Source organism: Picosynechococcus sp. PCC 7003 (assembly GCF_001693255.1).
Classification (GTDB): domain Bacteria; phylum Cyanobacteriota; class Cyanobacteriia; order Cyanobacteriales; family MRBY01; genus MRBY01.
Window position 1 is genome coordinate 712,704 of sequence record NZ_CP016474.1, and the last position, 24,576, is coordinate 737,279.

Consider the following 24,576-nt stretch of genomic DNA (forward strand, 5'->3'; position numbering starts at 1 on the left):
AGCGCCCTAGGATTTGACTCTCCTAAAACGCTTTTTCTGAATGAAGTAATGGCTCTAAAACCTAGAGGAAACTCTGGACGTTCTTACAGGTTTCAAAGAAGAAGCGGACATTATCTTCAGGGGTGCCAACGAGCACACCATGGCCGAGGTTAAGAATATGTCCCCAATTGCCGGCTTTACGCACGGTGTCAATGATTCGGGCTTTGATGAAATCCTGGGAACCAAACAGCACGCCAGGATCAATATTGCCTTGGACCTTCATGTCTTTACCAAGGCGCTGGCGGGCATCGGCCATATCCACCGTCCAATCGACGCTGACGATATCTACACCGGATTTACCCATGCGCTCCAGGACACCGGCACTGCCACTGATGTAGAGAATCAGGGGGAAGTCTGGGTATTTGGCTTTGACTTTATCCACCACCCGCTTTTGGTAGGGCAGGGCAAACATATCGTAATCTTGGGGACTGAGTTGACCCGCCCAAGAGTCGAACATCTGGATCACCTGGGCACCACATTCGATCTGGTAGCAAACGTAATCGGCGATCGCATCGGCAATTTTCCCAAGGAAACTGTGCAACACAGCCGGCTCAGAGAAGGCCATATTTTTGATGATCGCGTAGTTCTTCGAGCTTTTACCCTCGATGGCATAGGCAGCCAAAGTCCAGGGAGCACCAACAAAACCTAGTACCGTCGAAGCATTGCCCACTTCTTGGCGGAGGGTGGCGAGGATTGTTTTGATAAAGGGCAAGGATTCTGCCGGATCAAAGGGGGTCATGGCATCGACCTGGGCCTGGGTGCGGATCGGATTTTCGATGATCGGCCCTTTGCTTTCGATGATGTCGAAGGGAATGCCCATCCCCGGTAAGGGAGTGAGAATATCCGAAAACATAATTACACCGTCAGGCTGGAATGCATGCCAAGGTTGGAGCGAAATTTCGATGGCGAGATCGGGGTTTTCAGAACGTTCCCGGAAGCTCGGGTACTTCTCCCGCAGGTCGCGATAAATTTTCATGTAACGTCCGGCTTGACGCATCATCCAAACCGGTGTCCGCTCAACTTTCTCCCCCCGTGCAGCCCTCAATAAAAGAGGTGTATTATTGCTTTCCGACATGATTTATTAAAATAATTTTTGTGCATTTGTAAGCTTATCATCTCGGTTTGTGAAATAAACTTGAGGCACTATCGTAAGCAGTTAACAATTATTAAGAAATATTGTGAACGATCCTTTCTCTCGTAATATTCAATTCTCTTCTTCGGGCTTAGGTTGTTTTTTGACCTTCATTCTGATCGCGGCGTTGCTGACTTCAGTGGGCCTCGGCTGGGTTGTCAATGAGTTTATTATTCTCATTCTCTTGATCCCGGTGGCGATCGCCTTGGGGGTGGTGGGCTTCCAGTGGTGGCTCAAGCGCAATTTGGTAGAGGCAGATTGTCCGGTCTGTGGCTATGAATTTACAGGTTTAAACAATTCCATGGCCCGCTGCCCTAGTTGCGGTGAAGTGGTGCAAATTACAGAGAAGAAATTCCAGCGCCAGACCCCGGAGGGCACGGTGGAGGTGGCCGCCGTAGAAGTGGACGGGTCCCAAGGAACGGATAACACCGACGCCAAAACGGTGGATGTGCAAGTGCTAGAGCCCGGTGAAGATTAAGCAGGACAGGTTATGATCTGTTGGGTATTGGCTTGATTTTCTTTGAATATGTCCCACCCCCTAACCCGTTTATTCCGCTATGGTAGTCGCTACCGCAAACAGATCAATTTGGCGATCGCCTGTTCGATTATCAATAAACTTTTTGACCTCGCCCCACCGGTCTTAATTGGGATCGCAGTGGATACAGTGGTTCAGCGGGATAATTCCTTTGTCGCCCGCTTTGGTGTCACCAGCATTGTGGGTCAGTTGGTGGTGATTGCGCTGCTCTCTTTTGTGATCTGGAGTGCTGAATCGATTTTTCAGTACCTCTATGAGCGACTCTGGCGGAACCTCGCCCAGAAGATGCAACACAATCTCCGCCTCGATGGCTATGGCCATCTACAAGAACTGGAGTTGGGTTACTTTGAAGAACGCAGTACAGGGGATCTCTTAGCTCTGCTCAACGATGATGTAAACCAATTAGAACGCTTCCTGGATGTGGGGGCCAATGAAATTCTCCAGGTGATCACCACGGTGATTTTAATTGGGGGACTATTTTTTTACTCTACGCCCTCGGTGGCCTGGATGGCGATGGCCCCGATTCCAATTATCGTTTGGGGTTCTATCAGTTTCCAGAAGAAACTCGCACCTCGCTATGCGGATGTTCGGGAAAAGGTGGGAATGCTAGGGGCACGACTGTCTAATAATTTAAGCGGCATCACGACCATTAAAAGTTTCACGACGGAGCAGTACGAACTCGAACGACTCCGGTTCGATAGCCAGGCTTATCTCAATAGTAATGAACGGGCGATCGCCCTGAGTGCAGCCTTTATTCCTCTGATTCGGATCGCGATTCTGGCTGGGTTTACGGCGATTCTCTTTTTTGGTGGGTTGCAGGTCGAACAGGGCGCTTTAGCGGTGGGCACCTACAGTGTTTTGGTATTTATGACCCAGCGGTTGTTGTGGCCCCTGACCCGCCTGGGCCAAACAATGGATCTCTATCAACGGGCGATGGCTTCGAGCAACCGGGTCTTTAATCTCCTCGATACAGAAGTGCAAATTCGTTCGGGGGATGTGGCTCTGCCCACCCACACGGTCAAAGGGGAGATCAAACTCGACAATATTTCCTTTGCCTACTTTGAGCGGGCGCCAGTTTTGCAGGATTTTTCGCTCCACATTCCTGCGGGTCAAACCATTGCCATTGTAGGGGCGACAGGTTCCGGGAAAAGTACCATCGTTAAGCTGCTGCTGCGCTTCTATGAAATTAACCAGGGCCAAATTACCGTCGACGGCCTCGATATCCGCGACATTTACCTCAAGGATCTGCGGCGAGCCATTGGCCTCGTGAGTCAGGATGTGTTCCTCTTCCATGGCACCGTGGCGGAAAATATTGCCTACGGGAACCCCGATGCAACTCTCCTGGAAATTATCCAGGCGGCAAAACTTGCGGAAGCCCATGATTTCATCGAAACTTTGCCCCAACAGTACGACACCATTGTCGGGGAACGGGGGCAAAAACTCTCCGGTGGTCAACGGCAACGGTTGGCGATCGCCCGCGCCATTTTAAAAGATCCGCCCATTTTGATTTTGGATGAGGCCACCTCTGCTGTCGATAACGAAACCGAAGCGGCGATCGCCAAATCCCTCGAAAAAATCACCCAGCACCGCACCACCATTGCGATCGCCCATCGCCTCTCCACGATCCGCCACTCCGACTGCATTTATGTGATGGATCAAGGCAAAATTGTTGAACAGGGAACCCATGAGCAACTCCTCGATCAGCAGGGTTTATACTACAGCCTCTGGCAAGTCCAAACCGGCTCAAAACTGACCGCATCCGAGACCCTATAGTCATCCTGTTTTTTGACTGTCATTTCTTCAGGTTAAATGCAATGGAAACAATCACAATCCAAGTCGAATCAAGCCTTGCCCAGGCCTACCAACAAATTGAACCGCAACGGCAACAACAGATCCAAGCATTACTTAATATTGTTTTGGCCAAAGCTATTGCTCCCAAACCGCTGCTAGACGTGATGAAAACCGCTAGTCAACAAGCCATATCCCAAGGCATGACTCCAGAAATTCTAGAGGCGATTCTAGCAGATGAATAAATACCGCGTTGCTATTGACACAAATGTGCTTATTAGTGCCTTGGTATTTTCGAGTTCCAACTGTATGGAGGTCGTAACTGTTACTCAACAGCAGGGTCTTATCCTGACCTCTCTAGATGTTTTATCGGAATTAAGCAATGTCCTTAATCGGAAAAAATTCGACCGTTATCTGACCCGAGAAATCAGAGACGATTTTTTGACTAGCTTTATTTTGGAAGCTGAAATTGTTCCGATCATTGAAAAAGTTTCAGTCTGCCGTGATCCCAAAGATGACAAATTTCTTGAACTCATTGTCAATGGTAAGGCCGATTTTCTCATCACAGGCGATCAAGATTTACTCGCTCTCCATCCTTTTCGAGACACTGCCATTCTCGCTGTCCAAGACTTTCTCCAAACTGTTAACTAAGGCGTTTTATTTGGCCCTAAGCTAATTGAGGTTGTAGATTTAAGACTTCTTGTCTGGCCCATTGATCCGCCTGCAAAATATCGTCTAGGGTCGGGCTTGTATTGTTGTCGTTTTGGTGGCGATCGCAAACCTTTTCGATCAAACGAGGAATGTCGAGGAATTCAATTTTTTCTTCTAGGAACAGGGCCACAGCTTGCTCATTAGCTGCATTCAAAACCGCTGGCATGGATCCCCCGGCCCGGCCCGCTGCATAGGCCAAATTCATGCAGGGATATTTATGGTGATCCGGCTCCCGGAAGGTGAGATCGCCTGCCTTCACAAGATCAAATTGCTCCCAATCGGTGTAGATGCGTTCGGGGTAGGAGAGGGCATAGAGCAGGGGCAAGCGCATATCAGGCCAACCCAATTGAGCCAAAACAGACGTATCTTGCAGCTCAATTAGGGAGTGGATGATGCTCTGGGGATGTACCACAATGTCGATATCGTCGTAATCTTGACCAAAGAGATAATGGGCTTCGATCACTTCTAGACCCTTATTCATCAGGGTGGCAGAATCGATGGTAATTTTTTGCCCCATGGACCAGTTGGGATGTTTCAAGGCATCTTTAACGGTAACGGTGGCTAATTTTTCCACGGGCAGATCCCGGAAAGCGCCCCCGGAGGCTGTGAGAATAATTCGCTTTAACCCTCCTTCAGGCACACCCTGGAGACATTGAAAAATTGCAGAATGTTCGGAGTCAGCGGGCAGCAGTTTCACACCATATTTTTCGATCAAGGGTAGAACCACTGGCCCCCCGGCAATCAGGGTTTCTTTATTCGCCAGGGCAATATCTTTTCCGGCTTCGATCGCCGCAATGGTCGGTAACAGTCCGGCACAACCCACAATTCCTGTGACGACACTTTCGGCATCACCGTAACGGGCCACCTCGGCGATCGCCTCTTTGCCAGCAATGATTTGGGGTTGGTGATTTAAATCTTTGAGAAGGGATTTTAATTCGGGTAAAAGGCTTTCTTTACTGGTGGCGACAATTTCTGGGTGGAACTCCCGCACCTGTTCGGCCAATAGTTGAATGTTGCGCCCAGCAGCCATCCCCACAACGCGGAATTTATCGGGGTGCGATCGCACAATGTCGAGGGTTTGCGTCCCAATTGATCCGGTGGAACCAAGGATAGAGATGGCTTTAGCGTTGGTCATGATACTTGTTTGCGTGAACCCGTTTGTTGCAGACAATCATCTCATAATCGGGGCGTTGTCTGGGGCGCAAAATAGGCGATCGCCTTTGGGATTGCCTAGCTTTTTTGGAAAATCGTCAACAAAATGCCGAACATCAAATAGTGGTGGGCGACAGTTTCGAGGCCGACCCGCTCCCCCATCGCTGTGCGTTCAGCTCGGGAATAAAATCGCAGCCCCCCCGGCGAAAAGGGAAAACCATCCCCTTGGCACAATTCTCCCTTGCCGTAATCTGCCAGATAAAATTTACCGCCCGGCTTGAGTACCCGTTGCACTTCCCCTAAAACCGTTTCGGGGTGGAGATAATGCAAAAAACTAATCGTATTAAACGCCGCATCAAAAGTATTTTCCGGAAAAGGTTGCGCCTCAGCATTCCCCTGGACAAAAGAAAGGCGATCGCCATGGATATTCTTCCGTTGGGCCTGGGCTAACATTTCTGGAGAGAGATCCAACCCCACCCCCGTTAATTCTGGATACAGCTTGCCGAGCCGTTTAAATAATTTGCCCGTCCCACAACCCAGGTCGAGCACATGGCCATCCTCAAGAAAATCCGCATAGGTCAGAAGCTGCTTATGGACAGCCTGATAAAAGGGCGTTGTCAATAAAATGTCGTAATTCCTTGCCCAGCGGTCGAAAAATGTCTGCTTCCGTTGAAAAAATTGTTCGCTCATGGAGATTTAACCCAAGAAAACCACAGAGATCCTTTTCGCAGTGTACCGAAGCCCACCAAAAACGGCAGTATAGTAGGACAAATGCGCCCTGACTGTGGACAAGGAGAAAAATGGGGAAACAGCACACTCAACGGATCAGTCGAATCCTGACCTTCAGTAGTTTGTTGGCGGTAACAATAGTGCCCCCAGCCTTTGCCCAAAATACCTGTAATCTATCCGGGGCGATCGCCAATATCCTGAGCCAACCAGAACAACAAGCTGCCCAATGGGGAATCGCAGTCCAAGACCCCAATACTGACCAAACGATTTACGAACACAACAGCAAGCAATTTTTCGTTCCAGCTTCTTCTTTGAAACTGCTGACCACTGCCGCTGCCCTAGCCAACTTTGGCGCGGACTATCAATTTCAGACCCCCATTTCTCTCGTCAGGCATATCCACGGAGAAGTTCGTTACCTAGTCATTGAAGGCCAAGGCGATCCGACCCTAACCACCGCAAAGCTCCGCACGGCCCTAGAAGCGCTCAAAAAACAAGGGATTACGGATGTGGGAGAAGTCGTGATTATTGATAGTCCGCCATCCCAAACGCCCCATCCCACCTGGGAATGGTCTGATTTGCCTTGGTATTACGCAACGGCTGTGAATCGTCTCATTCTCAACGAAAATGTGGTTACTGCCACTGTGACGCCCGGAGCCGTAGGCAGTCGTGCCCGTGTCACTTGGTCTAATGCGATCGCCGCCCGCCAATGGCAACTGGATCACCAACTTTTCACAGCCCCAGAAGGCGCAACTATTCCCCCAGAACCTCGCCAAACCTACGGGACGAATATCCTAACCATTAGGGGAGAATTGGCTCCCGATGCACCACCAAGGCAATGGTTTTTGTCCATTCCAAATCCTGGTCGCTATGCCCTCGAAACGGTACAAACCATCCTCCGCAGTCAAAACATTACTTTCAAAGGAGGCCGGGTTATCGACACCGACATCCAGTCTCTACTCCCGGATCCCCTCAACAAAGAAAGCCTCCTCTACAAAATTGAGCCACTCACGGCGATCGCCTCTGACCCCCTGGCCGAGATCATCAAAACCACCAACCAAGACAGTAATAATCTCTTTGCCGAAAGTCTCCTAAAAACCCTCACTGCCGCTGACCAAGACCCGGAAACAATCCTGGCATCCATCGGCGTAGACCCGGCAACCTACCGATTGCGGGATGGCTCTGGTCTTTCTCGCCATAACCTCGTTACCCCCATGGCCTTGATTCAAACCTTGGACGGTATGTTGACCCATCCCCAGAGCGAAATCTATCGAGAATCCTTGGCGATCGCCGGCCGCACAGGCACCCTGAGAAACCGTTTTCAAGATACCCCTGTGGAAAACCAATTCTTCGGGAAAACAGGCACCATGACCCACGTTTCTGCCCTCTCTGGCTACCTCGATTTGCCCGATGACAGCACCTTATTGGTCAGTATTTTGGCGAACCAAACCGGCCAATCGGCCCGAATTACCCGTCAAGCCATTGATGATGTCGTTGTCGCCGTCCATGATTGGCACTCCTGTTCCACGGCCCAGCCATAATTTTCGATGCCGATCGAGTACAAAACAAATATTCAATTTTTCCGATTCAAGTTGCAACAATGACCCCAGATGCCATCTCCGCTACCCTCACCGAATTTTTTCCCGACGCCAAAATTGATCACACGGACAACAAAACTTGGAAAGTACACAAATCCCAAGCCCGGTTTCATCTGCTGGTGAGCCTGTCTAGTGATGGTCAAATGCTGCGGATCTTTGTGCCTGTCGCTTCCCAGGACGACGCAGAACCCTATTATGGCCAGTTGCTCGAAAGTAACTTTAATGAAAATAAACTTGTCCGCTATGCTCTCAACCAGGGTTTACTCTGGGGCGTATTTAAATATCCCCTAGAACAACTTGACACTACCATTTTTCAGCAGGTATTAACGGAAATGGTGACTTTGCATCAACAAAATCTCAGTCCCTTTTTTAATCAACTGGCCGAAGATAAAGTGCGAGAAATTATCCGCGCCGCCAAGTCCCAAGGGCAAAGTATCGAGAAGACGATGCAGACGATTACCCGGTTTTACCAAGAAGGGATTATGGGTGGCCTTGACCAAGAACCCAGGGAACAACAACGGGCTTTATTAGCTTGGCAGCACCAATTAGAACGGCTCTGGGACGAGGAGGAATAACCACAAAAAACCCCGTTAAGGTTTAACGAGGTTTTGGAGAAATTAGGTTTTTAAAATTTACTGAGAACTAAACAGACTGGGCTTATTCGTAGAGCCAAGCTTTGGTAGCGGGTTCCCAGTTAGCCAATTCAGATTCGGAGAACCAGAGGGCAATTTCACTGGCAGCGGTGTCGGAGCCATCGGAACCGTGGATCAAGTTACGGCCAATGTCTACACCAAAATCACCCCGGATCGTGCCGGGTTCTGCTTCGAGGGGGTTGGTGGCACCAATGATTTTCCGGGCAGCGGCGATCGCCCCTTTCCCTTCCCAAACCATGGCAACGACGGGGGCAGAAATAATGAATTCCACGAGGCTACCGAAGAACGGTCTTTCTCTGTGAACGCCGTAGTGCTGCTCTGCTAATTCGCGGGAAACAGAAACCAATTTTAGACCGACAAGCTTAAAGCCTTTTGCTTCAAAACGACGGATAACATCGCCGACCAAACCGCGCTGAACACCGTCCGGTTTAACCATTACAAATGTGCGTTCCACAGAATTCTCCTTTGGACATATACAAAACCACAGGCCAGCGTAACATAAGTTTTACCCTTCGTTACGCCTAAAATCAGGGGGGCGATCGCCTTTATTTTTCTAAGAATTATTTGGGTTACGCCGCTGACTTTTTTCTAACTGACGGAATTGCGCTTCGAGGGGATCGAGGAGATCGGTTTCTGCTTCCACTTGCCACAGGGACAATTCTAAATCGGCGATCGCCGCATCCAAGCTTCCCCCCATTAATTCTTGCTGGAGGGTTTGTAGCTGTTGCTGGGCGATCGCCGTCCGTAACCGCGTCACATACCAATCTTTTTGCAGTTTAATGTGGTTGATTTTGTCTTCTAGGGCTTCAAGATCGTGGCGCACCCCCAAAATAAATGCTTGTTGTTCTTCCCGTTGGGCATCTAATTTAGCCAGCATTGCCCCATAGGTTTGTCGCCGGGCGATCGCCGCTTTTGCTAAGGTTTCATCGCCACAGTCTAGGGCCAAGCGCGTCCATTGCTGCCATCGCTGTGCTGTTTCAGCCATGGTTTTTCGGTGCCGTTCTCCCCGTTTGCTGCTCGCCACCGCCTGGGCTACGGCCCGCCGCATTTGAATCATCTTTTTTTCCATGTCCCAGAGGGTCTGCTCCAGGATCTGCTCTGGATCGGCGGCGGGTTGCCACCATTGTCGAATTCCATCCAAGGTGCGCCGGAAAAAATTCATCGTGCCCAGTGTCCCGCTTATTATCGCGTTCTAACCTTTAATCTAACCCAGGCTAGCCTAGGAGGCCGGTGACAGTTGATGGTAATAAACCTCCGCCGCAATTTTCTGGGCCTTAAACTGACGCATCAGATCATTAGCCTTGGCTTCCGAATCGACTTCTGCCATCTGAATGGCTTGACCCACAGGGAACTGCCGCACAAAAGCACCATCAACCACTGCTTTAGCACGCTCAAGGGCGGTGGGACTCGTATTTCGGAAAATCACATAGTAGTACCCCAACTTCAAGCCGTCGGGGGTTGCCAAGGGAGTCCCCGGAAAACCTGGCACCGGCATCAGGGGGGTTGCTGTCGCTTGATCTGGAGTTGGGGGAGGCGTTGTGGCACTGGTAGAAGCCGTGGCATCCGCGTCGGTAGTTTCTGGGTCCGTGGGCACGCTGGGATCAATGATACTGAGATTGTCTAGGCGTAATTCAATAAATTCTTGGGAAGCTAGATTAACGGTGCTTGAGGTCGCCGGTGCAGTGGTCTCTGGATTTGTCGCCGTGGTTTGGGGAGCGGGAGATTCTGCGGCTGTTTCCGGAGCTGGGGCAAATAAATCGGGGACGGCGATCGCCAAGGCCACCAGTCCTCCCCCTAAAATTGCCGCTCCCAAAAATGCCAGACCCAGTTTCCAACGTGGGGTAGGTGGGGGAACAGGTTGAGAGTTGGCATCTAAATCTAAACTTTTGAGCAACTCCTCTGAGGATTGCAGGTAATCTTCCGGGGGGGGCGTGGGTTGTTCCCAGGGGGAAAGGGGGCCAGAAACAGAGGTGATGGTCTCGGTGGTGTCTGTTTCAGAAGCCTGGATGTGTTGTTGAGACACTAATCCTTCTTCACCCTGGTCAAGCGCCGCAGAGCCCCCATCGAGGGGCGGTTCTGGACTCGGGGGCGGTGTGAATCGCTCGGACGGTGGCCGTTGTTGTCGGTAACGTTGCAGTTCTCGATCTAGATCCAAATCTAAGTTATCTAAAGCAGCCTGAAAGCTAGCATTTGTAGCGTTAGGGGGGGCTTGATTCATCCGAAAACTCCTGCACTCTAAACGGAGAACAATCAATGGGACGGGGAAAGGCGATCGCTTCTACAGTCACCCCACCGTCAAACTAAGGGGTTGGGAGACTAAACTTTCTCTAAAATACTGCATTTTTTTCGGCCGCCGTCAATTGTTCTAAATGGACCTTTTGGGGCCGGATCTTTTTGCCGTTTATCTTAAGGAAATCGCCCTGGCGATCGCCCCAGAATCGATCCTTACCTCACCAAGCTTTGGCGAAAAAGCAAGCTACTGCGGCCCTAGGGCGAGAGAAACAAACGTTAACTTCTGTAATATTTTTTAATCTTTCCGAGGGATAGCCCCTGACTCCCTTATGCTAATCAGTAAGAAATTTTATTTTTTAAAGTCTTCTGATATAACGGAGGTCTGATTTGACAATTCCTTTATTACAATACGCCCCCTCGAGCCAAAACACTCGGGTAGAAGGGTATACCGTCGGTGGCGACGAGCAGCCTTTTGTTTTTACAACCGATAACGTCATTAGCGATTCTGACTTTGACGTTCTCATCAACGCTGCTTATCGTCAAATTTTCTTCCACGCTTTTAAGTGCGATCGCCAGCAGCTACTCGAATCCCAGTTGCGCAACGGTCAAATTACTGTCCGTGACTTCATTCGGGGTCTGTTGCTATCTGAGACCTTTATCGATAGCTTCTATAACAAAAACAGTAATTATCGCTTTGTTGAGCAGTGTATCCAGCGGGTACTCGGTCGCGATCCCTTCAGCGAACAGGAAAAAATTGCCTGGTCAATCGTGATTTGTACCAAGGGTCTAGCGGCCTTTGTTGACCAACTCCTCAACACTGATGAGTATATGGAAAACTTCGGCTATGACACGGTGCCCTACCAGCGCCGTCGTAGCCTCGCTAGCCGTGAGCAAGGTGAGACTCCCTTTAACATCAAGTCTCCCCGTTACGATGCTTACTACCGCTCCCAAATCGGTTTCCCCCAAGTGGTTTGGCAAAATGCTGTGCGCCGTTTCCGGACTCCCGATCGGGTGCCCCAAGCTGGCGATCCGGCCCTCTTCCTCAACATGGCACGTTCTGCCCAAATTCCCAAGGTCAACGTTCGGGTTTCTACCGCAGACATCAGCCTTGCCGCAGTGCCTTACCGTAACTAAGACGGACAGCTTTTAGCACCCCATGGGGTGTTATTGTTTTGTTCTAAAAAATTGAATTACCGTCTTTAAATCTTAGTTTGAGCAATTTCATGTTGTTTGGATTGATATTAAGGGACGGTAATTTTGTTATGGGGTTAGGAAAACATCTGGCTGTGTTTTCGGCCCAAGACTTGGGAAAATAGCAAACAAGAGAAGTATGGTGATAGGTTCTGAAACAGAGGTGGTGACCATGGTGAAGGGGATTGCGATTTTTGATATTGACGGGGTGATTCGGGATGTGAGTCAGTCCTATCGGCGGGCGATCGCCGATACCGTCGAACATTACACCCAGGGGGAATATCGCCCCACCAATGGTGAAATCGATAGCCTCAAGGCCGAAGCCATTTGGAATAACGATTGGAAAGCCTCCCAGGAACTGGTTCGCCGTTGGGATGAGACAATCCCCGTTGATTTTAAAGAGTTAGTGGCTTTTTTTCAGCGCAAATACCGGGGTCGTAATTTTGATGGCTATATCAACGATGAACCGCTGCTCGTCACCAAAGCCTATTTTGAGGCCCTCACTGCCGCTGATATTGCCTGGGGCTTTTTTAGTGGCGCAATGCGGGGTTCTGCTGAACACGTGCTCAAAGGGCGTTTGGGCTTAGAAAATCCTGTTCTTATTGCCATGGAAGATGCCCCTGAAAAACCAGATCCCAAGGGTTTACTTGCGGCGATCGCCCAACTCGAAGCAACATCTGCCCATACCCCCGTCGCCTATGTGGGAGACACTGCTGCCGATATGCGCACCATCACCAATGCCATCAGCCAGCAGCCCCAACGACAATGGCGCGCCATTGGGGTAATCCCGCCCCATGCCCAAACTGGTGACGATAAGGAGTATATGTACGCCTCTAACCTGCAGGATGTCGGGGCCAATATTGTGCTCCCAGGGATACAAGAGCTATTACCGGAAGTCTTATTGCAACTATTTTGACGCTCTTTAAACTCAAGATTTTTAAGCAATCCCCCAAAAAAAACAGCCCGGAGGCTGCTTGATTCAGTAATTTTAAGAAAGATAATTGCAGTCCGTTGAGTTGTGACTGTACTAAAAAGACATCTCAAAAGGATTTTATGATGACATCGAAACTGGGGAAACAAACAACCCAGAAATAGGAGCCATGGAGCTAGACATTAAAAAATGGCCCCAGGTTTAATCTTCATGATCTTCAAAGGGATCCTCAAGTTCTACCGAAGGAGGCCCAAAGGCTGTGTAAATCGAAAACCCTGTTACGGCGATCACAACCACCGCAATGCCGATGCTAAGAACTGTTGCAGAATCCATAGGTGTATCTCAGTTTATGATGACTCTTCCTCTATAATATTACGGAACATTACAAAAATCCTTTACGATACACGAATCCTATGGCACAGCGTACTCGGTTGGGAGATATTCTCAAGCCTTTGAATTCTGAATACGGTAAAGTCGCTCCCGGTTGGGGCACCACACCGCTCATGGGCGTCTTCATGGCGTTGTTTTTAGTATTCCTGCTTATTATTCTCCAGATTTACAACTCTTCTCTGATTCTCGAAGGTTTTGAAGTGGATTGGACTGCCCTTGGTTTCTAAGGATTTGCCAATCATTATTTCTGAAGCCATTTTTCTGCTTAAGTCCGGGTCTACCCGGATTTTTTGTGGGTAGCAATTACAACCAGGGCACAATTTCCCGCAGGGTATCCCGGAGGAATTCTGTCAGGCTATCGGCCCTTTCTTTGACATTGTCCTGGGCCTGTTCCCACTGGAGACGCTCTTGGGCATCTTGGCGATCGCCTAAAATATCTGGGTCATTGGGTTTATACTGGAGTGCTTCGTCATAGGCGTTAATGGCAGCTTGGTATTGGCCTGTGGCTTTGTAGGCATTCCCCAAACGTGCCCAAATATCTCCATCGGCATCGTCTAGGCGGAGGGTATTTTCGTAGGCGGCGATCGCCTCATCATAATTTTCAGAATCGTAGAGTAAATTTCCTAGACTGCGCCAACTGGGACGGTCATCGCTGTTTAGGGCAACGGTGCGTTGGTAGGCGTCGATGGCGGTGGGGCGATCGCCATTTTGTTCTGCGTTCCAGGCGAGGTGGTACCAGGCACGGTCATTGTTTGGTTCGAAGCGAGTGACGTTGGCAAAGGCATCCTGGGCTTCGAGGTAATTGCGGAGATTTTCCTGGGCCATGCCAAGGCTATACCAGGCGGGGGCGCGGTCTGGCTCTAGTTCTACCACCCGGACATAGGCATTTTTCGCCTCCCGGTACCGTTGCAGTTTGCTATAGCTGTTGCCCTGTTGGTACCAAATATCGGCGTTCTGGTCGTCAAGCTTGAGGGCCTGTTGGTAGGCGGCGATCGCCTCGTTATATTCGGCGCGATTGTGGTGAATCCAGCCCTTCTCAAACCAGGCCCAAACCTGCTGGGAATCCAATCTGAGAAACGCATCAAGACTATTGAGGGCGGCGTCGGTTTCTTCGCGACGGAGATGAATTCGGGCCTTTGTCTCCCAAACCACCGCTTGCCGGGAATCTTCCTGGATGGCGCGGTCGAGAAAGGTTAGGGCTTGGTCATCCTGTTGGCGATCGCTGGCGATTTTGCCTTTGCCCCACCAGGCTTCCCAACGTTGGGGGTTAACCTCCAGTAGCTGATCATAGGTTTCTACAGCCCCATCAAATTGTTCAAGGGCTTGGAGGACTTGGGCCTTTCCCAAGAGTGCCCCTTCATGGTCTGGGACGATCTGTAAAATTTCTTGGTATTGGGCGAGGGCCTGCTCCAGTTGATTTTGGGATTGGGCCAGTTGGGCCTGTTCATATTGGGCCATCAGGGCTTGGCGCTCTGACCACCACCGCCACCCCGCGTGAACGCCGAGGCCCGTCCCCACCAAGGCCGCGAGTCCCACGCCCAGAAGGGCGGCCTTGATCGCCTGGTGATTGACGCTCAAACGCTGGTATTGCTGGGAAACGACCGTTGAGAGGTAGTTGAGGGGGGCGATCGCCGTTTGTTTGATCTGCTGAATACTGCTTGCTACTGGCAAAACACGGGTACTCGTTTTCGGTTGCTGTTTTTCCTGTGCTGCCAATGGGTTTAAGGCCTGTTGGGCTTCTGTGGCCGTCCCAAAGCGATCGCGCCAATTATGGTGCACCATCTTGGCGAGAAAGTGCCTAACTGCTTCTGGGATTTCTACTTGATCCTGCCACTGCACTTCCCCGGTTTGGGCATCGAGGGGAATTTTGTCGGGGGTGGTGCCAGTCAGGGCCGTAATCGCAATCATCCCCACCGCGTAGAGGTCGCTACTGTAACGGGGATAGCCCTGAATTTGCTCCAGGGGCATATAGCCTTGGGTGCCGATGGCAATGGTGGGCCGACCGGAGGTACTGGCAAATTGGTGGGTGACCTGTTTAACCGCACCAAAATCAATGAGGCAAAGTTTTTGATCCGATTGGCGGCGAATCAGATTACTGGGGTTGAGATCCCGGTGAATTACCTGGTGGCCGTGGACAAAAACCAACAATTCCAGGATTTCTTGCACAAGGGCGATCGCCGCTTCTGGGGGACAGGGAGAAAGCTGCTGTAATTCTTCCCAGAGACTTTGCCCTTCGATATATTCTTCAACCAGATAAAACTCTTGGCCTTCCTCAAAATAAGCCAATAGCTGGGGGATTTGCGGGTGTTGACCCAATTCATCGAGGATTTTTGCTTCGGTCTCAAATAAACGCCGGGCCGTTGCTAAGGTTTCTGGGTCAGCGGTTTGGGGCTTGAGGAGCTTCACCACACAGATGGGTCGTTTCGGGCGGTCATGGTCTTCTGCCAAAAAAGTCGCCCCGAATCCCCCCTGGGCCAGAGACCGAAGAATATGATAACGTCCGCGCAGGGTTTGTCCGGGGGCCAATAGGGAAGCAGTCATCGGCAGCGGGGAAATAAAAGCAACAGATTAAAATCGCAGGGGCAATGGTTAGCAGGGGCCAAAATTTTCAAAAAGATCACCTTGTTCCATGGTAGTCGGGACTTCCACAAATCGGGGGCCGTCTCAATTTTGTAAACGATTGGGGGAGAGGTTAAAGAATAGGGTCGATCGCCGAATATCCTGGGTACTGCCGGCACTGGTGAGGGTAAAGGCGCGGAGATGGTTAAAGAAGGGTTTGGCCACATAATCGACCACCCGCAGGATCGGTACTTGGGTTTTGAACAGTTGGGAACCCTGACGCCAATCGGCAAACAGATAGCCGCTGTTTTCGGGGGGCAGTTGGGCAATGCTGGTCTGGAAATCTTTGTTTTTTAGGAGCGATCGCCCGGTATTGGCTTGGATCGCCCGGCTGAGGGTTTTTACGGAAGTGGCAAAAAGTTCGTAATCTTCAACGCTGAGGTGCGCTCCCCGGACATCGGCATTAAGTTGTACCAGTTCATCTTGGTCTTGGGTATCAATGGCTGTCCAGGCAGTAACATGGCGATCGCCTAAGGGTAAACGCCCGACGCTTAAGCCTTTTTCCTGGGCCAAACTATCAAAATGTTCAATGACGGGATCAAGGTTAACCTCCGGTTTTCGCTCCGCCACAAAGAGCCATTCCACATCATTGCGTTCGGCATCGGGGACGAGGGCCAGGGCATATTCCCCAGAAATCCACGCAAAAATATCTTCAGGGAGGTCAATGCCGAGGGGATCTTGGATCGCGGCTACTGCCTGCTGCAAAATCTGGGACAAGGGGCTTTTCGGATTTAACCCTGTAGTCGCTTCCCCCCAGAGAGCGTTTAAATCCCGTCCGGCGACGGCAAACATCGCCTCCTGGGGAATGTAGTTGAGGACATGGGTCGGTGCCGTGGTGGCCCCTGGCATGAGGGTCGGTTCCGTGTCTCCAATCAAAGCCGTTTCTGCCACCAATCCCTCTGGATGTAAACCGACGGCGATCGCCAAGCGTTGTTCGAGGGTCGGTTCTTCTGGGGTCGGATCATTGGCAATCCAAGCACTGAGAGCCGGTAAATTCGCCACCATCACGCCAATATGTTTCCGGTCAATGGTTTCTAGGGCTGCTGTATATTGGGGGTCGTGGCTCAAATTCAAATCCGGCACTTGCACCGTATTAATCGCACTGCGCAACACCTTCGCCTCGTTGGCAAACAGCACATAATTACCGACAATCGCACTGGCAAATCGGTGACTACCCGCCTGGGGAATGACTAGATTTACCCCTTTGTATTGATCAAACGTTAAACCCGCTTCCGGGGCGATCGCCTGATCCGTGTAGGAAAGCTGTAAAAATTCCTTCGCCAAAGCCTCATCCCGTGCTTCTACGACCAATAAATAGCCCGGCTGCACCCCATTACTCGGATCACGATCTACATCCAAGGTAGTCACCGCCAAACTCAGCTCGTCCCCCAGCCACGGTTCAATCTGCTTACCGTAATCTAGTCCTGTCGCACTGAGCAAACTTGTTTTCACCTGTTGCAATTCCGTGAGTGTTGCCCGCCGTTTACCCCAAGGGGTTTGCACCAGACCTAGGGCCGCTAATTTCTCAGGATTCACCACCAGGGAGAGCATCAATGGCGCTTGCCGGGGGACGAATAACGCCGCTGCCGGATTCCGCGCCACGCCACCCTGTAACCAAGGCAAGGGGCTTTGTTTAAAAATAGCGAACCAACTGCCTAGCCCCACCGAGAGCAGGAGCACCACCAGAAGACCGAGATACACAAAAAAGGAACGAGATTTCATGGGCTGCCTAGAAACGCACGGCATTCATTATCCCATTGTGCTGGGAGGATCGAAAATTCCCGACCGCGAAAAGGTCTATTTCCGTTTTTTCGCTTTCCAAGTGCCACCGTAGCAATAGTAAGGATTATTCTCTGCTAACTTGCGTCGACAATCCGGACAAACTAATCTCCACTGTTCACTCGCATCATATCGAATCCGGTAACGAACCGCCGCAATAGCTTGGCAATGGTCACAGTTTCTCTCTCGAATACGCACAAAAATAACTTCCAATGACAACTTGGCAACAATGCAAATAGGATATCTTCAGAAGCAAAAGGCGATCGCCCCGATGTGTGACGTTAAACAAAATACCTATGGCAGAAGAATTTTACAAAGGCGGACAACGGGCTTGGTTCCATGACCAGGGCCATTGGGGCGGTTTTTTCCATACCTACGATCAGTTGCACCTCAAGGGTTTTGGGGCGTATTTTGATCAACCCCGCAAAATCCATGTCTTTTTACCACGAGATTACGAAGTAACAGGCTATCGCCTGCCCGTGGTGTACTGCAACGATGGCGATAAGATCTTTTTTGCCGATGGTGATTTGGGTCAATGTTGGCAGGTGGCAGAACGCTTGAGTCGCATGTATCTACGGGAACAATTGCAAAAGCTGATTGTCGTGGCCGTTTGCCCTGGCGATCGCCACTATGAATATTCCCATGTCCCGGATCAAGGGGGTGGCCTAGGGGATTACAGCCGTTACCTTGCCAAAGGACTGAAACCCTTTATCGATGCGCAGTACCGCACCCAAGCTGATCAAACCCTCATTGTCGGTGCTGGCCACGGTGGCTTAGCGGCTTTTTATACTGCGACCCAACATCCCTGTCAATTTCCCCAGGTGGCCGCCCTGTCTCCCTCTTTTTGGCTGGGGCTGGAGGCAAACCCAATATTAACCAATGGTTTAGAGGGGGCCTTTAAACTATCCCTCGAAAATTCAGCGCTGGTTTTTGCCGCAACTGCGGCGTTGAGTAACCCCGAACTGCGCCCCAAAATTTACCTAGACTGGGGCTTGATGGCCGATGCCAACCACAGGGAGGTGCGGGCGAGACTACGGGGGCAGGAAATGCGAGAACTTTTAATCAGAGCGTTCCAGTACCAAGAAAATGTCAATCTTTTTACCCTTGAAGATCCCCTTGGCCGCCACGATGAACTCTCTTGGGGCGATCGCCTGGAGACAATTTTGCAGCTTTTTTTCTAGACTTGTGGGCCATAACCTGATCTCTAATACTGAATGCGATCCGTCGTTTTCCCAGGAGCAGCATTCTTTTCGAGATATTCAATAATTTTTCCGGCCACATCGACCCCGGTGGTTTTTTCGATGCCCTCTAATCCAGGCGAAGAATTAATTTCCATCACCAGAGGCCCATGGTTTGAACGCAACAAATCCACCCCGGCGACCCGCAATCCCATGGCTTTCGCGGCCCGGACAGCGGTACTGCGTTCTTCGGGGGTCAGTCGTACTTTGTCCGCTTTCCCACCCCGGTGCAAATTAGACCGAAATTCCCCTTCAGCTCCTTGCCGTTTGATCGCCGCCACGACTTTCTCGCCCACCACAAAACAGCGGATATCTGTGCCCTTGGCTTCGGCGATGTATTCTTGCACCAAAATATTCGCGTCTAAACCCCGAAAGGCTTCAATCACAGATTTTGCAGCTTGATGGGTTTCCGCGAGCACCACACCGATACCCTGGGTGCCTTCTAGGAGCTTAATCACCACAGGGGCACCGCCTACGGTTTCGATCAGTCCATCGATGTCCTGGGTCGCATGGGCAAAGCCTGTGACTGGTAGACCAATGCCTTTGCGGGCTAAAATTTGCAGCGATCGCAGTTTATCGCGGGACCGCGAAATCGCCTGGGATGTATTGGCACTAAACCCGCCCATCACCTCAAACTGGCGCACCACCGCCGTACCGTAAAAGGTGGCCGAGGCCCCAATGCGGGGAATAATGGCATCAAAATTTTCTAACCGCTGCCCCTGGTAAATAACAAAGGGTTTATGGGAGGTGATATTCATGTAACAGCGCATGAAATTAATCACCTGGACATCGTGGTGGCGATTTTCGGCGGCTTCCCGGAGACGACGGGTGGAATAGAGTTTGGGATCTTGGGAGAGAATGGCAATTTTCATGGTTAGTGGGGATGATCCGGTTGGCTTTGGAGAAAAGATTTGCTCACATCAACGAGGAATCGTTTGCGCAGGGCCTGGCGCCCGAGGAGCATCCGATAACCCATCAAGGAGCGATTGGTGAGGTTGAGTTCAATGAGCCAACGGTGTTCGCCTAGTTGAACATGGGTTTCGATAACAGGCCGCAGTTGCTTTTGGCCATTGGAGCTTTTGATGCTGCGGTGTTCGACCAATGGGGCTTCTATGGTGACAGTGTCATGGATATTGTGCTGGTGGGGGTGGATTTGGAAACGAACCATCTCGCGATCGCCTTGGTGAAAATAGTGAATGCGGGTGGCATGGATCGAGGAGGAGCCAGCACCGGTATCAATTTTGGCGCGGATCACAGGGATGTCAAAATCTGGTAACGCCACGCATTCTCGCCAACCAATGGTAGATAGGATGGGTTTTTTTTTCATACAACGGCAGTTTAGGACACAAAGTTTAAATTCTTGCTAAGGCTTTAGCTGGAAGCACTGGTATAAAACCGTAGAGCAAATCGCCACACCACATTAGACAATAACAGCAGCAGCAGACCTAAACCACCGGCACCGGCAATCCAGCCCAAAGGCGATCGCCCCAACATGGTTTCGGCAGGAATTGTCGTTAAAAAAACAATGGGGACAATGAAGGTGAAGAAAAAACGAAAGACCCCCGGATAGGCCACAATCGGGTAACGCCCCGCCTCAAGAAAGCCCCTGAGCACCTCGGTGACATTATAAATTTTCACAAACCAGATGCTCGTTGCCCCCAACATAAACCAGAGGCTATAAAGGATCAACATCCCAAACCCAATGGGCACCAGGCTCAACAGATAATTCAGCGGCGACAAACCCAACCGCAGCCCGATGTAGATCAAGATTCCGAGTCCTAAAACCAAGTCGGGCAAGCCCCAGGGGGAAATCATCCGCGCCGAAAGCCAAAATTGACTACTGATGGGCTTGAGCAGCACAAAATCGAGGGTGCCTTCCTGTACCTGTTGGACGATCCGGTTGAGATTCGGCGAAAAAAAAGTATTAGCCACTCCCTGTAGGAGAGTAAACATACCTACCACCAACATTGCTTCCTGCCAAGTCCAACCGGAAAATTGATACCCCGTTCGGTAAAACAAAAAGAGGCTAAACAGACTGCCCGCCAAATTGCCCACACTACTGAGGGCCGCAATTAAAAAATTTAAACGGTACTCCAATTCAGCGGCGATCGCCGTACTCCAAAACAGCCCTAAAATGCGCCAATACTTGCCCATGAAGTCGAGCCTATTTTTCCACTGCCCGGATATCAATTACGCTGCCATTGAAATCGTAATTAAACCCCTCAAGGCGTAGGGTATGGCCGATTTTGACCTTATTATTGCCAAAAACATAGCCATTATCTGTTTTCTGGGCGTCACTCGTTAACACAACCCGAAAATCCCCAATATTCTGCACCTCAGGGCGGGGATCATTTAAAGGCAACACGGAGCCGTCCGGCTGGGGCACAGGGGTTGTCCGGGGCAAAAGCTCAATGGACTTGATCCCGACATTCGCAAAGGGCTGATTGCGGATAACAATAGATGTGGTTTCAGAAGCTTGAAATTCTGTCACAAAGGCCTCTGGAGACTTCACACTCAGACCCCGTACCAGGAGCTCCACTTCGACTTTTTCGGTGGCGGTGCCAATCTGGGCCACTGAACCTGATTTTCCGGGGAGGAAAAAGATCCCAAAAATCAAACCAAGAATAATCAGGAGCGCCCCCAGATCAAGAATGCTTACTTTGCCAAAGAGTCGCCCTTTCGAATCCAACAGAGCCATATGTTTGTGGAACTACACTAAAAGTTTTCAACCCTCCACATTATAGGGGAGGGGGCCGCCGTCCCCCGAAAAATTCGCCTTTAACTGTCTTGGGGTGGGGACATCGGCAGCGGCGATCGCCCAACTTCCTGGGCTGGTTGGCGGGGTATCTGAGGCCGTCGCCGGGACTGTTGATAAAGCCGATAGAGGCCATAGGTGAACAAGGAAGGCCCCACCAGAGAACCAAGCACAATCACACCATAAATCCAGAGGGGTAACGTGGATGGTTCTCCCCTAGGGGCATTCGTCTGGGCATTAGTATTAGTCTCGGCAGGGGGTGGCGTTGTTGTTGCCGAGGGGGCGCCCGCACCACTCACCGTTTGGGATGCCGAGGATTCAGTCTCCTGCAAAACCCGTGCGGCTGTCTGGGCTGGCAATTGCCCCAAGAGACCATCTACCACCGGAATCGGTACCCGCGGATTAACCAGGGTCGCGAGGCCCACAGTACTGAGGGTTAACATCGCCAAGCAACTACCACCCAAAAAATAAGCTCTGCCATGGTGGGTTTTAATGAGCTGTTTAAAGGTGATCAGGCGAGGCGGTTGGTTTTTCGGAGAAGTAGAAGCCATCGGCGGGAAAAAAATTTAAAAATTAGTAGCCTCTAGAGGCCATGTATAAAGTAAATGAATTTCTTGATTTGCCCCCTAAATCTCCTGAAATGGGGGACTTTGATCCCATTGATTGACCGAAAAATCCCCCCAGGCTGGGGGCCGGGGAGCTTTCTAAATCAGCTCTTAGGCCAAGGGGATGGGAACACGTTAATCGTTGATAACTTCAGCATAGCGAACCAAATTTAGGATGGGGGAGTTGGTGATTTTGGGTGGGCGTCAACGGGATGCAAGATTTCTCTATATTGCTCTAAATGATAGGCAAGTTTACCCAGAAGTTCCTCCAAAGAGACTGGGTGGTAAATAATGTCATCACAAGCTAACCGCGAATGTTCATTTTGTTGATTTTGAAAGATATCGGCGGTAATCACAATGAGTTTCGGGTCTTTGCTGAGAGGGACTGTTTGGAGGTGTCGTTGGATATCGCTCAAGATCTCAGCACCATCGATGGAGGCCAATTTCAGGTCAACCAAAATTAGGTCTGGTGTCCATTGTTGCCATTGGTGATTTGAGATTGCGTCCATGGCGATCGCCTGGGTTGCGATGCCGGCCCTGGCGAGTCGCTGACAGAGTAACTCCCGCTGCTCAACTTGATCTTTAAGGAGCAAAATTTTCGGGGGTCGTCCCGTGTGCTCCACGAAAGACTGAATTGAAATCGCCGCTTGATCTTTTGCTGGCGAGGCGAGGGGCAGATCAAACCAAAAGCAACTGCCCTGGTTTTCTGCTGTTGTAACCTGGATCTCGCCCCCCATGAGCTGGACTAACTGCTGACTAATGGCGAGGCCCAGGCCCGTACCTTGGCGCGAACGTATGCCTGTGTTGGTTTGCTGGAACACTTGAAATAATTTGTCCTGCTCATGTTCTGGGATGCCAGGCCCCGTATCAATCACCGCAAAGCGTAGACTCTGTTGGTTCGCATCATGGGTAATTTTGAGGGTCACGCGACCCACCTCAGTAAATTTAATCGCATTGCTCAGGAGATTAATTAAGACTTGTTTGAGCTTTTTCTCATCGAGATAAATCACCTCTGGTACATTGGCATCGCACTCAAAGATCAACTCTAATTGTTCTTGTTTCGCTGCCAGGACAACAAGATCGTAGATAAAATTGAGGGCTTCAACGAGATTAAAGGCTTCTCGAACGACGCTGGTTTCCCCGGCTTCCATTTTTGAGAGGGAGAGAATATCGTTGATGAGGTTCAGCAGGTGCTGGGCGCTCTGGGTGATGATATCGAGGGATTCGAGCTGATCACAAGTAAGGTTGGTATCCCCCGTGAGGAGCTCCGTAAACCCCAAAATGGCACTGAGGGGCGTGCGGAGTTCATGGCTCATATTGGCCAAAAATTGGCTTTTTGTTTGGTTCGCCGTTTCTGCCTCTTCTTTGGCCACCTGTAAAGTTTCGAGGAGTTGGGCCTGTTGGAGGGCAATGCCCAGTTGGGTGGCGATCTGCCGCAGCATTTCGATCTCTTCAGTGAGCCAAGTGCGGGGGGCGTTGTTTTGGTAAATGCCGAGGAGCCCCCAGAGGCGATCGCCTAAAAAAATCGGGAGGGTGACATAGGCTTTGGCTTGGAAATTTTCGAGGAGCTCGATGTAACAGGGGGGAAATCCGGCTTTGTAAATATCATGAACTGCCCGATAGGTTTTGCCTTGGCGATAAATCCCCCCCTGGGTTTCCTGGAGATAGGTATCTTCTACCCAGCCTGGTAGATCACTCTCAAAAACTTTAACGATACAGCGATCATCACGCACGGCGGAATATTTCAGCAGTTCACGCTGCTGTGTACTGGCATCATTCATCAGCGATCGCCATTGGGGAGACATCGCCTCAGCCACAAAGCGACCACTCCAGTCGGGGTTAAACCGATAGATCACCACCCGGTCACAGTTCAGGGCATCGTGAATTTCTTGGGTGGTGCTCTGAAAAATTTCGTTGAGGTTGAGGGTCCGGCGAATTCGATTGATGATAACGCTGAGAATCCTTTGGCGGTTAATCGTCCGTTGCAGTTGCTCGGTCTGGTTTAACCACAGGGCTTGGAGGTGTTTGTGGTTAAGTTGCTGTTGAACCCGTTTTTGTAATTCGGTGTTGGTACAGGGCAAAAGCAACACATCATCGGCCCCAAAGGAGAAGGCTTCGGCGCGGGTTTGGGCGTGGATATCAGTGGTGGCAATAATCAGGGGGATATCACAGCTCCGCAGATCACTTTTGAGCTGGGCAAATAGTTTACGCTCCGGACGGGACACAAAATCGAGGTTCACAATGATTAGTTCTGGATGGTTGGCGATCGCCAATGCCGACAGATGGGCAGCGCTGGGGGCAACCTGAACTGCGGCAATCTCCCGGAGGGTCTCCAGGAAAAATTCAAGGAAATGGGCTTGGTGTTCACCAACTAGAATCATGACAAAATCGCCAACCTCAGGGCAGGAGATAATTGGACTAAAAAATCAGACTGCGCTTCTCCAAAGAGCAGATATCGATCAATCTTTTGGGCCATACACTGGCACCAGTGAACAAAACGTC

26 protein-coding genes are annotated in these 24,576 nt (G+C 50.6%); 11 read left to right on the forward strand and 15 right to left on the reverse strand.

The features are described 5' to 3' along the window. Positions 1 to 61: 61 nt before the first annotated feature. Positions 62 to 1,114: a uroporphyrinogen decarboxylase gene (gene hemE, locus AWQ21_RS03340; protein ID WP_065713321.1), complete on the reverse strand. Its 1,053-nt coding sequence runs from the start codon at positions 1,112 to 1,114 to the stop codon at positions 62 to 64. A 103-nt stretch (positions 1,115 to 1,217) separates the two neighbouring features. Here hemE and AWQ21_RS03345 point away from each other — a divergent pair, with 103 nt between their 5' ends. From AWQ21_RS03345 to AWQ21_RS03360, 4 genes are read left to right on the forward strand one after another with little or no spacing between them, the layout of a single operon-like run. Next, positions 1,218 to 1,649, forward strand: coding sequence for an FYDLN acid domain-containing protein (locus tag AWQ21_RS03345; RefSeq protein ID WP_065713322.1), 432 nt, complete (start codon positions 1,218 to 1,220; stop codon positions 1,647 to 1,649). 48 nt (positions 1,650 to 1,697) lie between these two features. Next, on the forward strand, positions 1,698 to 3,479 hold the full coding sequence (locus AWQ21_RS03350; RefSeq protein WP_065713323.1) for an ABC transporter ATP-binding protein: 1,782 nt from the start codon (positions 1,698 to 1,700) through the stop codon (positions 3,477 to 3,479). Between the two features lie 41 nt (positions 3,480 to 3,520). Further along, on the forward strand, positions 3,521 to 3,739 hold the full coding sequence (locus AWQ21_RS03355; protein WP_065713324.1) for a hypothetical protein: 219 nt from the start codon (positions 3,521 to 3,523) through the stop codon (positions 3,737 to 3,739). Continuing rightward, positions 3,732 to 4,145, forward strand: coding sequence for a putative toxin-antitoxin system toxin component, PIN family (locus AWQ21_RS03360; protein WP_065713325.1), 414 nt, complete (start codon positions 3,732 to 3,734; stop codon positions 4,143 to 4,145). The genes AWQ21_RS03355 and AWQ21_RS03360 overlap by 8 nt, the downstream gene beginning before the upstream one ends. A gap of 16 nt (positions 4,146 to 4,161) precedes the next feature. Here AWQ21_RS03360 and dxr read toward each other — a convergent pair whose 3' ends face one another. Together dxr and AWQ21_RS03370 are read right to left on the reverse strand one after the other, a co-directional pair. Continuing rightward, positions 4,162 to 5,340, reverse strand: a complete 1,179-nt coding sequence (gene dxr / locus AWQ21_RS03365; RefSeq protein ID WP_065713326.1) for a 1-deoxy-D-xylulose-5-phosphate reductoisomerase — start codon at positions 5,338 to 5,340, stop codon at positions 4,162 to 4,164. A 95-nt stretch (positions 5,341 to 5,435) separates the two neighbouring features. Further along, positions 5,436 to 6,047, reverse strand: coding sequence for a class I SAM-dependent methyltransferase (locus AWQ21_RS03370; RefSeq protein WP_065713327.1), 612 nt, complete (start codon positions 6,045 to 6,047; stop codon positions 5,436 to 5,438). A 110-nt stretch (positions 6,048 to 6,157) separates the two neighbouring features. Between AWQ21_RS03370 and dacB the strand changes: the two genes are divergently transcribed. Continuing rightward, positions 6,158 to 7,624, forward strand: a complete 1,467-nt coding sequence (gene dacB, locus AWQ21_RS03375) for a D-alanyl-D-alanine carboxypeptidase/D-alanyl-D-alanine-endopeptidase (protein ID WP_065713328.1) — start codon at positions 6,158 to 6,160, stop codon at positions 7,622 to 7,624. 59 nt (positions 7,625 to 7,683) lie between these two features. After that, on the forward strand, positions 7,684 to 8,256 hold the full coding sequence (locus tag AWQ21_RS03380; RefSeq protein WP_065713329.1) for a hypothetical protein: 573 nt from the start codon (positions 7,684 to 7,686) through the stop codon (positions 8,254 to 8,256). An 82-nt stretch (positions 8,257 to 8,338) separates the two neighbouring features. Here AWQ21_RS03380 and ndk read toward each other — a convergent pair whose 3' ends face one another. The 3 genes from ndk to AWQ21_RS03395 all read right to left on the reverse strand — a co-directional run bounded on the left by ndk (position 8,339) and on the right by AWQ21_RS03395 (position 10,552). Continuing rightward, entirely contained in the window at positions 8,339 to 8,788 is a 450-nt protein-coding gene (gene ndk, locus AWQ21_RS03385) for a nucleoside-diphosphate kinase (protein ID WP_065713330.1), read from the reverse strand. 99 nt (positions 8,789 to 8,887) lie between these two features. Further along, positions 8,888 to 9,496 (reverse strand): PspA/IM30 family protein, encoded by a 609-nt coding sequence (locus tag AWQ21_RS03390; protein ID WP_065713331.1) that lies wholly within the window; start codon positions 9,494 to 9,496, stop codon positions 8,888 to 8,890. A gap of 57 nt (positions 9,497 to 9,553) precedes the next feature. Further along, positions 9,554 to 10,552, reverse strand: a complete 999-nt coding sequence (locus AWQ21_RS03395) for a hypothetical protein (RefSeq protein ID WP_065713332.1) — start codon at positions 10,550 to 10,552, stop codon at positions 9,554 to 9,556. Positions 10,553 to 10,703: 151 nt separating this feature from the next. Here AWQ21_RS03395 and AWQ21_RS16155 point away from each other — a divergent pair, with 151 nt between their 5' ends. From AWQ21_RS16155 to AWQ21_RS03405, 3 genes are all read left to right on the forward strand, one after another. Continuing rightward, on the forward strand, positions 10,704 to 10,865 hold the full coding sequence (locus AWQ21_RS16155) for a hypothetical protein (protein ID WP_157094691.1): 162 nt from the start codon (positions 10,704 to 10,706) through the stop codon (positions 10,863 to 10,865). Positions 10,866 to 10,953: 88 nt separating this feature from the next. Further along, positions 10,954 to 11,700 carry a phycobilisome rod-core linker polypeptide gene (locus tag AWQ21_RS03400; protein ID WP_065713333.1) on the forward strand — a complete coding sequence of 249 codons (747 nt, stop codon included), beginning with the start codon at positions 10,954 to 10,956 and terminating at the stop codon, positions 11,698 to 11,700. 196 nt (positions 11,701 to 11,896) lie between these two features. Further along, positions 11,897 to 12,673 carry a TIGR01548 family HAD-type hydrolase gene (locus tag AWQ21_RS03405; protein ID WP_232315051.1) on the forward strand — a complete coding sequence of 259 codons (777 nt, stop codon included), beginning with the start codon at positions 11,897 to 11,899 and terminating at the stop codon, positions 12,671 to 12,673. 216 nt (positions 12,674 to 12,889) lie between these two features. On the opposite strand, the gene psbN is transcribed toward AWQ21_RS03405, so the two are convergent. After that, on the reverse strand, positions 12,890 to 13,021 hold the full coding sequence (psbN, locus tag AWQ21_RS03410) for a photosystem II reaction center protein PsbN (RefSeq protein WP_012306437.1): 132 nt from the start codon (positions 13,019 to 13,021) through the stop codon (positions 12,890 to 12,892). 80 nt (positions 13,022 to 13,101) lie between these two features. Between psbN and psbH the strand changes: the two genes are divergently transcribed. Further along, positions 13,102 to 13,305, forward strand: coding sequence for a photosystem II reaction center phosphoprotein PsbH (gene psbH, locus AWQ21_RS03415; protein WP_012306436.1), 204 nt, complete (start codon positions 13,102 to 13,104; stop codon positions 13,303 to 13,305). 76 nt (positions 13,306 to 13,381) lie between these two features. Here the strand turns inward: psbH and AWQ21_RS03420 are convergent, their stop codons facing one another. After that, positions 13,382 to 15,619 (reverse strand): serine/threonine-protein kinase, encoded by a 2,238-nt coding sequence (locus AWQ21_RS03420; protein WP_232315053.1) that lies wholly within the window; start codon positions 15,617 to 15,619, stop codon positions 13,382 to 13,384. Positions 15,620 to 15,742: 123 nt separating this feature from the next. Further along, positions 15,743 to 17,419 (reverse strand): DUF3352 domain-containing protein, encoded by a 1,677-nt coding sequence (locus AWQ21_RS03425; protein ID WP_065713334.1) that lies wholly within the window; start codon positions 17,417 to 17,419, stop codon positions 15,743 to 15,745. A gap of 353 nt (positions 17,420 to 17,772) precedes the next feature. Here AWQ21_RS03425 and AWQ21_RS03430 point away from each other — a divergent pair, with 353 nt between their 5' ends. Beyond that, positions 17,773 to 18,657 (forward strand): alpha/beta hydrolase, encoded by an 885-nt coding sequence (locus AWQ21_RS03430; RefSeq protein ID WP_065713335.1) that lies wholly within the window; start codon positions 17,773 to 17,775, stop codon positions 18,655 to 18,657. Positions 18,658 to 18,680: 23 nt separating this feature from the next. On the opposite strand, the gene rimK is transcribed toward AWQ21_RS03430, so the two are convergent. The 6 genes from rimK to AWQ21_RS03460 all read right to left on the reverse strand — a co-directional run bounded on the left by rimK (position 18,681) and on the right by AWQ21_RS03460 (position 24,455). Further along, complete coding sequence (rimK, locus tag AWQ21_RS03435) at positions 18,681 to 19,586, reverse strand: 30S ribosomal protein S6--L-glutamate ligase (RefSeq protein ID WP_065713336.1); 906 nt, start codon at positions 19,584 to 19,586, stop codon at positions 18,681 to 18,683. A 2-nt stretch (positions 19,587 to 19,588) separates the two neighbouring features. Further along, on the reverse strand, positions 19,589 to 20,041 hold the full coding sequence (locus tag AWQ21_RS03440; protein ID WP_065713337.1) for a RimK/LysX family protein: 453 nt from the start codon (positions 20,039 to 20,041) through the stop codon (positions 19,589 to 19,591). Between the two features lie 44 nt (positions 20,042 to 20,085). After that, entirely contained in the window at positions 20,086 to 20,868 is a 783-nt protein-coding gene (locus AWQ21_RS03445; RefSeq protein ID WP_065713338.1) for an ABC transporter permease, read from the reverse strand. A gap of 10 nt (positions 20,869 to 20,878) precedes the next feature. Continuing rightward, positions 20,879 to 21,412, reverse strand: a complete 534-nt coding sequence (locus AWQ21_RS03450) for a DUF4330 domain-containing protein (RefSeq protein ID WP_065713339.1) — start codon at positions 21,410 to 21,412, stop codon at positions 20,879 to 20,881. An 80-nt stretch (positions 21,413 to 21,492) separates the two neighbouring features. Next, positions 21,493 to 22,020, reverse strand: coding sequence for a hypothetical protein (locus AWQ21_RS03455; RefSeq protein ID WP_065713340.1), 528 nt, complete (start codon positions 22,018 to 22,020; stop codon positions 21,493 to 21,495). Between the two features lie 224 nt (positions 22,021 to 22,244). After that, positions 22,245 to 24,455, reverse strand: coding sequence for an ATP-binding protein (locus tag AWQ21_RS03460; RefSeq protein WP_065713341.1), 2,211 nt, complete (start codon positions 24,453 to 24,455; stop codon positions 22,245 to 22,247). Positions 24,456 to 24,576: the final 121 nt, after the last annotated feature.